Annotated in this window: 10 protein-coding genes; 6 read left to right on the top strand and 4 right to left on the bottom strand. The window is 64.3% G+C overall.

Annotated features, from left to right (window positions below):
• Positions 1-263: 263 nt before the first annotated feature.
• Positions 264-1,685 carry a PLP-dependent aminotransferase family protein gene (locus tag LGN17_RS09490; RefSeq protein WP_226196175.1) on the bottom strand — a complete coding sequence of 474 codons (1,422 nt, stop codon included), beginning with the start codon at positions 1,683-1,685 and terminating at the stop codon, positions 264-266.
• Positions 1,686-1,954: 269 nt separating this feature from the next.
• On the opposite strand from LGN17_RS09490, the gene LGN17_RS09485 reads away from it, so the two are divergent.
• The gene (locus tag LGN17_RS09485) at positions 1,955-3,367 is read left to right on the top strand and encodes a discoidin domain-containing protein (RefSeq protein WP_226196173.1); all 1,413 of its coding nucleotides are present in this window, start codon (positions 1,955-1,957) and stop codon (positions 3,365-3,367) included.
• Between the two features lie 227 nt (positions 3,368-3,594).
• On the opposite strand, the gene LGN17_RS09480 is transcribed toward LGN17_RS09485, so the two are convergent.
• The 3 genes from LGN17_RS09480 to LGN17_RS09470 all read right to left on the bottom strand — a co-directional run bounded on the left by LGN17_RS09480 (position 3,595) and on the right by LGN17_RS09470 (position 6,505).
• Positions 3,595-4,053: a hypothetical protein gene (locus tag LGN17_RS09480; RefSeq protein ID WP_226196171.1), complete on the bottom strand. Its 459-nt coding sequence runs from the start codon at positions 4,051-4,053 to the stop codon at positions 3,595-3,597.
• 66 nt (positions 4,054-4,119) lie between these two features.
• Complete coding sequence (locus LGN17_RS09475) at positions 4,120-4,608, bottom strand: hypothetical protein (protein WP_226196169.1); 489 nt, start codon at positions 4,606-4,608, stop codon at positions 4,120-4,122.
• Positions 4,609-5,479: 871 nt separating this feature from the next.
• Positions 5,480-6,505, bottom strand: coding sequence for a GlxA family transcriptional regulator (locus LGN17_RS09470; RefSeq protein WP_226196167.1), 1,026 nt, complete (start codon positions 6,503-6,505; stop codon positions 5,480-5,482).
• A gap of 448 nt (positions 6,506-6,953) precedes the next feature.
• Between LGN17_RS09470 and LGN17_RS09465 the strand changes: the two genes are divergently transcribed.
• The 5 genes from LGN17_RS09465 (at position 6,954) to LGN17_RS09445 (ending at position 13,964) form a co-directional block, all read left to right on the top strand.
• The gene (locus tag LGN17_RS09465) at positions 6,954-8,228 is read left to right on the top strand and encodes a serine hydroxymethyltransferase (protein WP_175953108.1); all 1,275 of its coding nucleotides are present in this window, start codon (positions 6,954-6,956) and stop codon (positions 8,226-8,228) included.
• Between the two features lie 31 nt (positions 8,229-8,259).
• Complete coding sequence (locus tag LGN17_RS09460; protein ID WP_175953109.1) at positions 8,260-9,231, top strand: dipeptidase; 972 nt, start codon at positions 8,260-8,262, stop codon at positions 9,229-9,231.
• Between the two features lie 131 nt (positions 9,232-9,362).
• Entirely contained in the window at positions 9,363-9,896 is a 534-nt protein-coding gene (locus LGN17_RS09455; protein ID WP_226196165.1) for a DUF5943 domain-containing protein, read from the top strand.
• A gap of 76 nt (positions 9,897-9,972) precedes the next feature.
• The gene (locus LGN17_RS09450; protein WP_226196163.1) at positions 9,973-12,036 is read left to right on the top strand and encodes an NADH:flavin oxidoreductase; all 2,064 of its coding nucleotides are present in this window, start codon (positions 9,973-9,975) and stop codon (positions 12,034-12,036) included.
• Between the two features lie 2 nt (positions 12,037-12,038).
• Complete coding sequence (locus LGN17_RS09445) at positions 12,039-13,964, top strand: (Fe-S)-binding protein (protein WP_226196162.1); 1,926 nt, start codon at positions 12,039-12,041, stop codon at positions 13,962-13,964.
• Position 13,965 lies beyond the last annotated feature (1 nt).

The following is a 13,965-nucleotide window of genomic DNA, read 5'->3' as shown; positions in this document are numbered from 1 at the left end:
CGCGGCAAGCGGGCGGGTGCCGTCAATGACGCGAACGTTCGCCGGTCGTCATGATCGTTTCCGGCAACGCAACCGATCGGCTGGTGCAGGCATCCGTCGGAGCGTGCGTCGTCGACGGTCGTTCGCATGCGGTGCTCATGAGGTTCTCCGTGACGTCGGGTGCGCGGAACACGTTCGTCCGTGGCGGCCTACCGCTTCATTCTTGGTCGTCGGCGCGTGAAACGCAAGGCGCGGGCGGGCCGTCGCGATTCGTCGGATCTGCCCTATCCGTCCTGCCGCTGCCGCGCTGCGAGCGTCCCGATGGTCTGCATCGCGTGCTCGACGGCCGGCGTCCACGGCCGGCCGTAATTGAGCCGAAGATAACGGCGGAATCCGCCGGTCGCCGAAAAGAGCGGCCCCGGCGCAATGCTGACGCCGCTTGCCATCGCATCGCCGAACAGGTGCATCGCATCCACGCGCGGCGGCAGTTCGATCCACAGGAAATACCCGCCGGGCGGCGCGAACACCTCGGTACCCGCGGGAAAATAGGCGCGCACGGCCGCCAGCATCTGCGCCTGGTGCGCAGCGAGATTGCGGCGCAGCTTGCGCAGGAAGCGGTCGTAGGCGCCGTCGCGCAGGTAGCTCGAAATCGCCATCTGCGCAGGCACGTCGGCCGCCGGCGCGCTCGCGCCTTTTGCCTGACGGATTTGCCGCACGTAGCGTCCGGCCGCGACCCAGCCGATCCGGAACCCGGGCGCGAGGCATTTCGAGAACGAACCGCAATGCAGGACGAGCCCGCTGTCGTCGTACAGTTTGGCGGGGCGCGTGGGGACCGTCCCGAAATGCAGCTCGCCATACACGTCGTCCTCGATCAGCGGCACGTTGCGTGCCGCGAGCAGGTCGATCAGCGCGCGCTTGCGCTCTTCGGTCAGCGTCGCGCCGGTCGGGTTGTGGAACGACGTCATGAACCAGCAAGCGCGCACCGGATGCGTGTCGAGCGCTTTCTCGAGCGCGTCGAGATCGAGGCCGGTGCGTGGGTCGACCGGAATCTCGACGGCCTTCAGGTGCAGGCGCTGCACGGCCTCCAGGACTGCGTGGAATGCCGGTCGCTCGATCGCGACGATATCGCCCGGGCGCGTCAGCGCTTGCAGGCAGAGCGTCAGCGCTTCGAGCGCGCCGGTCGTGATGACGATCTCGTCCATCGGCAACGCCCCGCCCGCATTCAGGTAGCGCAGCGCGATCTGGCGGCGCAGCCCGTCGTTGCCGGGCGGCGCGCCGGACAGCAGGGCCGTGCGATCCATGTTGCGGGCCGCCGACGCCATCGCGCGCCACAGGCTGCTCATCGGGAACAGCGAATAGCTGGCGAAGGCCGAGCCGAGCGGAACGATGTCGTCGTATTTGAGGGAGTCGAGCAGGCGGAACAGCGTATCGTCGTTGCCGGCTGGCGGGGCGGCCGGCTTGCGCGGCGGTTCATGGCCGAACCGCACGTGCTTGTCCTCGAGGTTCGCAACGAAATAACCGGACCGTGCACGCGCGACGATCAGACCCTCGCTTTCGAGCGCGTAGTACGCGCGAAACACGGTGGACGGGCTCACGCCGTACGCGCGACAGGCCGCGCGCACGGTGGGGATGCGCGCACCGGCCGCCAGATCGCCGCGCCGGATGGCTTCGGCGATCGTCTGTGCCAGCGCCGCATATCGCTTCATGACGGCCCTCCGGGCGCGTGGGGCGTCGCTGAAAAAAGAGTAGCACGGCACCCGTCGCGCGCAATCCCGTCGACGCGCTGATCCGCATGTTTTGCGTGGCCTCTGATCCTTTTCTTTCGTCTGACGAGCGGGCATCCTAGAGCAAGCTTCATTCCCGATGTCCGATCGATACGGAGACCCCGCTGCCGCGCGGCGGATCCGTAGCACCCGCGCATCCGGTGCGGGACTTTTCCGCGGCGTCCTCCTTACCTTTCCCGGAATCAACCAGCGTGAAATCGACGACCCTCATCGCGGGCCTGATGGCCGGCCTCGCCCTCGGCATGTCCGGCGGCGCGGCACAAGCCGCCTGCATCAGCAATCCCGCCGCCCAGCCGAACACGACGTTTCCCGCCGCACTGACCGGCAAGCTCGTCTATCACAGCTACGTCAAATACGGCGACGGCACGAGCCAGTTGTTCCTGTACGACTTCTCGGCTCATACGCTGACGCAACTGAGCAAGAGCACGTGGGGCATCACCGATCCGATGAACGGCGTGTTCAGCCCCGACGGCAAGTGGCTCGCATTCATGGGCATCAGCAACGGCGCGTGGAACGTGTTCATGCTGCAGCTTGGCGCCGGCACGCCGCCGGTCAACCTGACCAACAGCACGGGTGCCACGCGCAACGAGGACCCGAAATTCAGCGCGGACGGCAAGACGCTCGTGTTCAAGCAGAACGGCGACGTCAAGCAGGCCACGCTGTCGTACACGAGCGCGGGCCCGGTGTTCACGTCAGTCGTGAGCCTGACGAATGCGCCGGCCGGCGCCGAATACTCGATGCCGTACCTTTCGCCTGATGCGAGCGCCGTGTACTACGCGACCGGCACGGGCGCGAACATGGGGCTGATGAAGCGCACGCTCGCGACCGGCGTCACCGTCACGTTCGATCACCCGGCCGGACTGCAGACGTACTACCCGATCGTGCGTGGGGACGGCATGGTGTTCTACGCACGCTGGAAAGACAGCGGCCAGGCCGACCAGATCTACACGAAGACCGCGGACCCGGCATCGACGCCGAACGCGTTGCCGATCAACGATTGCGTGAGCAACAACTCGGATCCGGCGCCGGTGACCGGCACCAACTATGTGTTCTTCTCGTCGACGACGGCGGGCGGCTATCAGCTCTACGTCGGCGACGTGACGACCGGCCAGCGCTGGAGCCTGTCGCAGTTCGGCGTGAACGCCGACACGACGAAGGCCAAGCTCGGGTCGAGCTACTACGGCGGCCCGGCCGCAGTGCAGCCGACGCTGCTGTCGCAGGGACATCCGGCGGCCGCGTCGGCGAGCTACAACGCGTCGCTCACCCCCGACAAGGCGTTCGACGGCAACACCACGAGCACGCGCTGGGATTCGCCGGAAGGGGCGGGCGTCGATCCGCAATGGATCTCCGTGGATCTCGGCGCGACGAAGCATATCGATCACGTCGATCTCTACTGGGACGCGGGCGCGCTCGTCTACCAGATCCAGACGTCGAACGACAACGTCAACTGGACGACGATCTACTCGACGAGCAACGGCGTTTCATATAGCCACGTCACGCTGCCGAATCTCAACGGCAGCGGCCGCTACGTGCGGATGCTCGGCACGAAGCGCGCGACGCAGTGGGGTTACTCGCTCTACGAAATGCAGGTGTGGGGGTCGTAAGTGCGCGCTGGAAGCGGCGGCCAGGGTCGCTGCATACTGTCGGCACTGCTGGAGCGGTCGCCGATACGTTGCAGATTCCGGAATCTTGATGTTTTCGGAAAACGCTGGGCGTGCGGTGTGTCAATCGCGGGCGATGGGCTGACCGGACGAGGGAAGGCGAAGGTGCTGGAAAGGTTAGAAGAAGACGGACCGCTTCGCGCGGGCAAGTCCGAACGCTCCGCGTTACGTCAACGCGTCCTGGGTATCGGGTTTAGGTTCGGGCAGCAGTGATCAGGGCATCCCGGACTAACGTTCACCTCGACGCGCGGCCCCGATTGGCCGAACTCGTCCGGTTTGAAAATTTGACCCATGAAATCGCTTTTCTCGCCACGGATCGAAAACTGACCTAGGGCAGTCATCACGTTTTCCGCACGTCGCGTTGCAAGCTGCTTCGCGTCTCGCTCGGTTCTTTCGGCCAGTCCTACAAGCCATACCGTATCGATGATCGGAAAGCGCGTTTTCAGATCGCTAGACCATGTCGATAACCTCGATAGTTCGATCGAAGAAATTGCGCTCGAATCAGTATCGAAAACAATGTCGATGTAATGGGCAGGCATGTTCGACGGACCGTCACACGCGAATGCTGCATGCGCGCAGATCAAAGTGAGCGCGGCGGCAGCCAGGAACTTAGTCACCATCGACGACATACCCCGCAATGCTCTCGGCGTCAGAATAAGAGTGTTTGCGTACGCTGACGCTTCGTTCCATGGTCGTCAATTGATGGCTTTACTTCGTGGCGTAACGCGGGGATCGTTACACATCCATGCACAGCTACCTTTACATATCGGTGTGAATTCCACGATTACCTGATGAATATCGACCGTTCCGTCGGGTAGTTTATCCACCATTTCATCTGTAAATGTCTTTTTGTCGACGAAAATATTTTCGGCGCCGATGCCAAGTTTTCGCAGATAAGATATCGTATTCTCGGCGCGTGCATCCTTTAGCTTCTCAATGTCTTTTTCGTGGATATAGGCGCCGGCAATTACGATTGCTTTGATTTTCACATCAGGCCACTTTTTAGCCTCAATGGCGCTATTCGCTATCATCACTCTATCTGCATTGGATAATGTGGTTTTGTTGAATGGAAATTGCACCAGCGCTTCTTCGCTTATTGTACATGCAGTCGCAGCGCCGGACAGCATTGACGACAGCGCGAGAAGGTAGGCTGAAAAGCCGGATTTCAGTGAATTTCCGTTCATTATTTGATTATCTTGTCAAAGGTTGCAATGTAGCCGGTGATACTATCCGCGTTCGTGATGGCGAGATCTGGAATGTCATGTATGGGCGAGCTATCGAAGATCGCCGGTAATGATTGGTTTGTATATTGGACAAGTATGATTTTTATTAGTAATCCAATGGAAACGTAAATGATTCGAAGTCGCGCAATACAGATGAGAGGGATGAAAGCGCAATCGAGCGCTGAACTTCGCAAACCGAGCGGGAAGATGCGCTGCGATCCAGGACTTGGTCGTTTGCTGTCGACGCTGCTTGTCTACAAGCGGATGCAACTTGATTGATAGGTCGCCGACGAAACGCACTGGGGATTCAACATAAAGCGTGTACGGCCGAATGGAGCGACAGCGACTGCAACGGCAGAGAAATGGCCGTGCCGCGCCGCGTCGACGAATCATTCGTGGCAGACGGTGCTTACAACGCGGTCGTGATGACGTCGTGAACCTGTTCGCTCAATCGCGGCTCGCGCTGCGCTCGGCGGCCGAAAAGCGGTAACTCCAAGTGGACCGCGAACGCATGGCAGACGCGATTGCGCTGGGTGACAGCGGACGAAATCACGTATCGGAAGCGGAGTTTCTTCTGCGGGAAAATTCCGGGCTCGGACGAACGGTACTGTCTGGCGCGACATCGCCCCGATCCCCGGCGAGCGCCTTATCGTGACGCGAGCAAACCGGGAGGGCGGGGAATCGTCCTACAGCGGTAATGCGGTCAGGTGAAGTGCCTCAGAAGCGTCGCGCAGAAAGTTACAACCGCTGCATGGCGGTTGCGACCACGCTTCTACAATCCGTCGACATCGGTCTTCACGACCGCATGATTCTTCACCGCGCTGCGCGCGTGTCACGCATGGACCGCATGCACCGGAAACACCGTCCCGGCACTGGCCGCACCCTGCGCGAGCGGCGCAACCTGCTTGCGCCGCTCCCGCGTCGGCGCGACGCCGAATGCGTCGCGATAACTCTTGCTGAAGTGGCAAGCCGACTGGAAGCCGCACGCCATCGTGATGTGCATGATCGACATGTCGGTCTGCAGCAGCAGCTCGCGCGCGCGGCGCAGCCGCAGCGTCAGGTAGTAGTGCGTCGGCGTCATGCCGAGATGTTCGCGGAACAGGCGCTGCAGTTGCCGCTGCGACATGTTCGCGAGCCGCGCGAGCTCCTCGCGCGACAGCGGTTCCTCGATGTTGTTCTCCATCAGCGAGATCACTTCGAACAGCGACTTGTTCGCGGAGCCGAGGCGCGCGACGAGCGGCATGCGTTGCTGCGCGCTCGTATCGCGCACGTGTTCGACGATGAACTGCTCGGCGATCTGCGTGACGCGCGCGGTGCCCACGCGCGCGGCGATCAGGTTCAGCATCATGTCGAGCGGCGCGACGCCGCCCGTGCACGTGATGCGGTCGCGGTCGATCACGAACAGTTCCTTCAGGAAGCGCGTGTCCGGAAACTCTTCCTTCAGCGCCGACATGTTCTCCCAGTGGATCGCGCACGCGTAGCCCGCGAGCAGCCCCGATTTCGCGAGCGCATAGGTGCCCGTGCACAGGCTGCCGAGCGGGATGCCAGCGCGCGCGAAGCGGCGCAGCGTCGACAGATGGGCGGGCGTGGTCGCGCGCTGCACGTCGACGCCGCCGCACACGAACACGATGTCGGGCTGCCCGACGCATTCGGCCGGGCCGGTGTCGACCGTCAGGCCGTTGCTCGCGGTGACCGGGCCGCCATCCGGGCTGATTATCGACCAGCGGTAGAGCGGCTGGCCGCTCAGGTAGTTCGCCATCCGAAGCACCTCGATCGCATTGGTGAACGCGATCATCGTGAAGTTCGGTAATGGCATGAACGCGAAGTGGGACAGCGACGCTGTGCGGTCGGGCGACATGGGGAGCGTTCCTTGAATCTCTAATAGCTTTTCGCCCGGGGGGCACGGGTCGGGCAGCGGTATTGTGTGAGCCAGCGCAACAAGCGTGCCATACGGCTAAACCCTAGCTCCATACGTTGTCTGGCTCAAAGCCGCATGTTGCACTGCACCGAATTCGTGACGTGCTGCACTCCGACCGGGCGGCAATCGCACCGCCGGCGTGCCTGTTCATAGGTGAACTGCTGGGGGCCGTTTGCTCGGCCATCCAAAAAAGCACGACCGGTTACTTGTATAAAACGGACGCGCATGGCGGAAAAGGCAAAGAACGCGTCTAAATTCATCAATCCGCCGAAAATCCGAACGACAAGAATAGAGCCGTCGGCAGCCTTGTACGGGACGAGCGGGAAACCCAGGCAGGGCGGGCCTTGAGCTTCGGTTTCAGCCCCTTATTCTTCGTCACGGACGCACTATGTCGAACACCCAGCCTTTCTTCTCGCAGCCCCTTGCCGAGCGCGACGCGCCGGTGCGCAGCGCCATCCTGAAGGAACTCGAGCGCCAGCAGTCGCAGGTCGAACTGATCGCGTCGGAAAACATCGTGTCGCGCGCCGTGCTCGAGGCGCAGGGCTCGGTGCTGACCAACAAGTACGCGGAAGGCTATCCCGGCAAGCGCTACTACGGCGGCTGCGAGTTCGCGGACGAAGTCGAGGCGCTGGCGATCGAGCGCGTGAAGCAGATCTTCAACGCCGGCTATGCGAACGTGCAGCCGCACTCGGGCGCGCAGGCGAACGGCTCGGTGATGCTCGCGCTGGCCAAACCGGGCGACACGGTGCTGGGCATGTCGCTCGACGCGGGCGGCCACCTGACGCACGGCGCGAAGCCGGCGCTGTCGGGCAAGTGGTTCAACGCCGTTCAGTACGGCGTGAACCGCGACACGATGCTGATCGACTACGACCAGGTCGAAGCACTGGCGCACGAGCACAAGCCGAACCTGATCATCGCCGGCTTCTCGGCGTACCCGCGTGCGCTCGACTTCGCGCGCTTCCGTGCGATCGCCGACAGCGTCGGCGCGAAGCTGATGGTCGACATGGCGCATATCGCCGGCGTGATCGCCGCGGGCCGCCACGCGAATCCGGTCGAGCACGCGCACGTCGTTACGTCGACCACTCACAAGACGCTGCGCGGCCCGCGCGGCGGCTTCGTGCTGACCAACGACGAGGAGATCGCGAAGAAGATCAACTCGGCCGTGTTCCCCGGCCTGCAGGGCGGCCCGCTGATGCACGTGATCGCCGGCAAGGCCGTCGCGTTCGGTGAAGTGCTGCACGCGGACTTCAAGACCTACATCGACAACGTGCTCGCGAACGCGCAGGCGCTCGGCGAAGTGCTGAAGGCGGGCGGCGTCGATCTCGTCACGGGCGGCACCGACAACCACCTGCTGCTGGTCGACCTGCGCCCGAAGGGCCTGAAGGGCGCGCCGGTCGAACAGGCGCTGGAGCGTGCGGGCATCACCTGCAACAAGAACGGCATTCCGTTCGACACCGAGAAGCCGACCGTCACGTCGGGCATCCGCCTCGGCACGCCGGCCGGCACGACGCGCGGCTTTGGCGTCGCGGAATTCCGCGAGGTGGGCCGCCTGATCCTGGAAGTGTTCGATGCGCTGCGCGCGAACCCGGAAGGCGACCCGGCGACCGAACAGCGTGTGCGCCGCGAGATCTTCGCATTGTGCGAACGCTTCCCGATCTATTGATCCCACCGACCCGACAAGACTGGAGCAACACATGAGCACGCTGCATCAAGACAGCATCATCATCGACGGGCTGAACATCTCGAAGTTCGAGAAGCCGGTGTTCGAAGACATGCGCAAGGGCGGCATCACGGCCGCGAACTGCACGGTGTCGGTCTGGGAGAACTTCACGAAGACCGTCGACAACATCGGCGTGATGAAGAAGAAGATCCGCGACAACAGCGAACTGCTGACGCTGGTGCGCACGACGGAAGACATCTTCCGCGCGAAGAAGGAAGACAAGACGGGCGTGATCCTCGGTTTCCAGAACGCGCATGCGTTCGAGGACAACCTCGGCTACATCGAGGCGTTCCACGACATGGGCGTGCGCGTCGTGCAGCTCTGCTACAACACGCAGAACCTGGTCGGCACCGGTTGCTACGAGCGCGACGGCGGGCTGTCGGACTTCGGCCGCGAAGTGATCACCGAGATGAACCGTGTGGGCATCATGGTCGACCTGTCGCACGTGGGCGGCAACACGTCGTCGGAGGCGATCGCGTTCTCGAAGAAGCCGGTCTGCTATTCGCACTGCCTGCCGTCGGGCCTGAAAGAGCATCCGCGCAACAAGAGCGACGAACAGCTGAAGGAGATCGCCGATGCGGGCGGCTTCGTCGGCGTGACGATGTTCGCGCCGTTCCTCAAGCGCGGGATCGAGGCGAACATCGACGACTACATCGAGGCGATCGACTACGTCGTGAACCTGATCGGCGAGGATGCGGTCGGCATCGGCACGGATTTCACGCAGGATTTCGCGAAGGAATTCTTCGACATGCTGACGCATGACAAGGGCCGCTATCGCCAGCTGACGAACTTCGGCAAGGTGATCAACCCGGACGGCATCCGCACGATCGGCGAATTCCCGAACCTGACGGCCGCGATGGAACGCCACGGCTGGAAGGAGTCGCGCATCCGCAAGATCATGGGCGAGAACTGGGTGCGCGTGTTCAAGGACGTGTGGGGCGCATAAGCGCCGCGAACGCCGAACCGCCGCCAGCGATTCAACATTAAAAGAAATCGGGACGTGCCCGCGCGGGCACGCGGACGATGTCGTGCCTGCGCGCCGAGACGCGCGGCCAATTTCCTCACGGAGTCACCACGATGCAACCGCAACTGCCGATCAACGTCGATCCCGATACCGGCGTCTGGACCACCGACGCGCTGCCGATGCTGTACGTGCCGCGTCATTTCTTCACGAACAACCACGTCGCCGTCGAGGAAGCGCTCGGCGTCGAAGCGTATGCCGAGATTCTCTACAAGGCCGGCTACAAGTCCGCGTACCACTGGTGCGACAAGGAAGCCAAGCTGCACGGCCTGACCGGCATGGCCGTATTCGAGCACTACCTGAAGCGCCTGTCGCAGCGCGGTTGGGGCCTGTTCTCGATCATCGAGGCCGATCCCGCCGGCGCGCGCGCCAGGATCGAGTTGCGCCACTCGTCGTTCGTGCTTCAGCAGCCGGGCAAGGAAGGCAAGCTCTGCTACATGTTCGCGGGCTGGTTCGCCGGCGCGATGGACTGGGTCAACGACACGACGCCGGAAGGCAAGGGCGCGCCGCGCGCGCAATCGAAGGAAGTGCAGTGCGCGGCCGAGCATCACGACCACTGCGTCTTCGAAGTGTCGCCGATCGCGCATTGATGCATTAATGCACTGATTCACCGCTACACCACAACACCCGCAACACGAGACATTCGAACGCCAGAGGTCGCCAGCGATGCGTTATCCCCACCTGTTCAAACCCATGCAGCTGAACCAGCTGACGCTGCGCAACCGGGTCGTCAGCACCGCGCATGCGGAGGTGTATGCCGAGCCGGGCGGCCTGCCGGGCGACCGCTATATCCGCTACTACGAAGAAAAGGCGAAGGGCGGCGTGGGCCTCGCGATCTGCGGCGGGTCGAGCCCGGTGTCGATCGACAGCCCGCAGGGCTGGTGGAAATCGGTGAACCTGTCGACCGACAAGATCATCGATCCGCTCACGCGCCTCGCCGACACGATGCACAAGCACGGCGCGAAGATCATGATCCAGGCGACCCACATGGGCCGTCGCTCGTCGTTTCACGGCGAGCACTGGCCGCACCTGATGTCGCCGTCGGGCGTGCGTGAACCGGTGCACCGCGGCAACGCGAAGATCATCGAGATCGAGGAAATCCGCCGCATCATCGGCGATTTCGCGGCGGCCGCGAAGCGCGTGAAAGCGGCCGGCATGGACGGCATCGAAATCTCGGCCGCGCACCAGCACCTGATCGACCAGTTCTGGAGCAAGCGTTCGAACCACCGCACCGACGAATGGGGCGGCAGCCTGGAGAACCGGCTGCGCTTCGGCATCGAAGTGCTGACGGCCGTGCGCGAGGCGGTCGGCAAGGATTTCTGCGTCGGCCTGCGCATGTGCGGCGACGAGTTCCACGAGGATGGCCTCGATCACGAAGCGCTGAAGGAAATCGCGCAGGCGATGTCGGAGACGGGCCTGATCGACTACCTGAGCGTGGTCGGCTCGGGGGGCGACACGCACAACACGATCGCCAACTGCATGCCGCCGATGGCGCTGCCGCCGGAGCCGTTCGTGCACCTCGCGGCAGGCATCAAGTCGGTCGTGAAGATTCCGGTGATGCACGCGCAGAGCATCCGCGATGCGGGCCAGGCCGAGCGCCTGCTCGCGACCGGCATGATCGACCTGGTCGGCATGACGCGCGCGCAGATCGCCGATCCGCACATGGTGATCAAGATCCGCGACGGCCGCGAAGATGAAATCAAGCAGTGCGTCGGCGCGAACTACTGCATCGACCGCCAGTACAACGGCCTCGACGTGCTGTGCATCCAGAATGCGGCGACCTCGCGCGAAGCGACGATGCCGCACATCATCGAGAAGTCGCGCGGCCCGAAGCGCAAGGTGGTGGTGGTCGGCGCGGGCCCGGCGGGCCTCGAGGCGGCGCGCGTTGCGAAGCTGCGCGGCCACGACGTCGTGCTGTTCGAAAAGAACGCCGAAGTGGGCGGGCAGGTGATGATCGCCGCGAAGGCGCCGCAGCGCGAACAGATGTCGGGGATCATCCGCTGGTTCGACATGGAAACGAAGCGCCTGGGCGTCGACCGCCGTCTCGGCGTGGCCGCCGACGAGAAGATGATCATGGCCGAGAAGCCGGACATCGTCGTGCTCGCGACGGGCGGTTCGAGCTTCACGTGGCAGGTGCCGGGCTGGGGCGTGGCCGAGGGGCTGGCCGTCAGCTCGTGGGACATCCTGACCGGCAAGGTCGAGCCGAAGCAGAACGTGCTGCTGTTCGACGGCGTGAGCACGCACGCGGGCGCCGGCGTGGCCGACTTCATGGCGAGCCGCGGCTCGAAGGTCGAGGTCGTCACGCCGGACGTGAAGGTCGCCGACGATTGCGGCGGCACGACGTTCCCGATCTTCTATCGCCGCCTGTACGCATTCGGCGTGATCCCGACGCCGAACACGATGCTCGATCGCGTCTATGAAGAGGACGGCAAGCTGATCGCCGTGCTGCGCAACGAGTACACGGAAGAACTGGAAGAACGCGCGGTCGACCAGGTCGTGATCGAGAACGGCTCGTCGCCGAACGACGAGCTGTACTGGAAGCTCAAGCCGGAATCGGTGAACCGCGGCCAGATCGATCCGCACACGCTGTTCGCGGCCGAGCCGCAGCCGTGCCTGTCGGAAGAACTCGGCAACGGCCGTTTCCTGCTGTTCCGTGTCGGCGACTGCATCTCGATGCACAACGTCCACGGCGCGATCTACGACTCGCTGCGTCTCGTGAAGGATTTCTAAAGATGAATCCGGCTTTCCTCATTACCGCGCTGCTGTGGCTGTCGGTGGCGGGGCTCGCGTTCGCGGTCGCGAAGCGTTCGTCCTACTGGCGTCTCGGCCGGGCCACCGCGCCCGGCACGTTTGGCGTCGCGAACCTGTTCGCGATCCCGAAGCGCTACTTCGTCGACCTGCACCATGTGGTCGCCCGTGATCCATATATCGCGAAGACGCACGTCGCGACGGCGGGCGGCGCGATCGGCGCACTCGCGCTGGTGTTCGTCAACTACGGCCTCGCGATCTATTCGCCGTGGCTCGACAAGCTGATCTTCCTCGCGGCGCTCGCGATGCTGGTCGGCGCGGTGTTCGTGTGGCGCCGGCGTGCGGCCAGGGATGTGCCGGCCCGCCTGTCGCGCGGCCCGTGGAATACGCTGCCCTGGCTGCTCGGCTCGTTCGCGCTCGGCCTCGTGCTGTTCATGCTGGTGCCGACCGGCGCGATGTCGGGTGCATTCGCGGTGCTCTGCGCAGTGCTGATCGGTGTCGGTGCATTCACGATGACGGTCGGCGCCGCGAAGGGCGGCCCGATGAAGCATGCGATCGCGGGCCTGCTGCACCTCGCCTTCCACCCGCGCCAGGAGCGCTTCGCGGCCACCCGCGAATCGTTCACGGGCAACGGCACGGCCACGCCGCCGACCGCGCTGAAGCTGCCGGACATCGAGCATCAGGAGTACGGCGTCGAGAAGCCGGTCGAATTCCGCTGGAACCAGCTGCTGAGCTTCGACGCATGCGTGCAGTGCGGCAAGTGCGAAGCCGCGTGCCCCGCGTTCGCGTCGGGCCAGCCGTTGAACCCGAAGAAGCTGATCCAGGATCTCGTCGTCGGGATGGCGGGCGGCACCGACGCGGCGTACGCGGGCAGCCCGTCGCCGGGCCTCGCGGTCGGCCAGCATCGCGGCGAGCCGAACGGCCCGATCGTGTCGGGCCTGATCGAAGAGCAGACGCTGTGGTCGTGCACGACCTGCCGCGCGTGCGTGCAGGAATGCCCGATGCTGATCGAGCACGTCGACGCGATCGTCGACATGCGCCGCAACCGCACGCTCGTGCATGGCTCGGTGCCGGGCAAGGGCCAGGAAGTGCTCGCGAACCTGCGCGAGACGGGCACGATGGGCGGCTACGACACGGCTGCGCGCTACGACTGGTCGGTCGACCTGAGCGCGCCCGTCGCGCAGCCCGGCAAGCCGGTCGACGTGCTGTTCGTCGCGGGCGAAGGCGCGTTCGACATGCGCTACCAGCGCACGCTGCGCGCATTCGTCAAGGTGCTGAACAAGGCGGGCGTCGACTACGCGGTGCTCGGCTCGAGCGAAACCGATACGGGCGACGTTGCACGCCGGCTCGGCGACGAAGCGACGTTCCAGCAGATGGCGAAGCGCCTGATCGGCACGCTCGGCACGCTGTCGTACCGGCAGATCGTGACGGCCGATCCGCACGTGATGCACAGCCTGCGCAACGAATACCGCGCGCTCGGGCTGCGCGTGACGGTCAAGCACCACACGACCTACCTCGCCGAACTGGCCGACAGCGGCAAGATCGCGCCGAAGGCCGTCGAAGCGCTGCGCGAGAAGCGCACCACGTATCACGACCCGTGCTACCTCGGCCGCTACAACGGCGAGACGGAAGCGCCGCGCAAGCTGCTGAAGACGATCGGCATCCAGGTCGTCGAGATGGAGCGCAACGGCATGCGCGGCCGCTGCTGCGGCGGTGGCGGCGGTGCGCCGCTGACCGACATCCCCGGCAAGCAGCGCATTCCCGACATCCGCATCGCGGACGCACGCACGATCGGTGCGGACGTGGTCGCGGTTGCCTGCCCGAACTGCACGGCGATGCTCGAAGGCGTCGTGGGCCCGCGCCCCGACGTGCTCGACGTGGCCGAACTCGTCGCCGCCTCGCTGGAGTGAA

The organism is Burkholderia sp. AU30280, assembly GCF_020420125.1.
GTDB lineage: Bacteria > Pseudomonadota > Gammaproteobacteria > Burkholderiales > Burkholderiaceae > Burkholderia.
The sequence above is the reverse complement of the archived record's forward strand: the minus strand, read 5'-3'. Positions and strand labels throughout refer to the sequence as shown.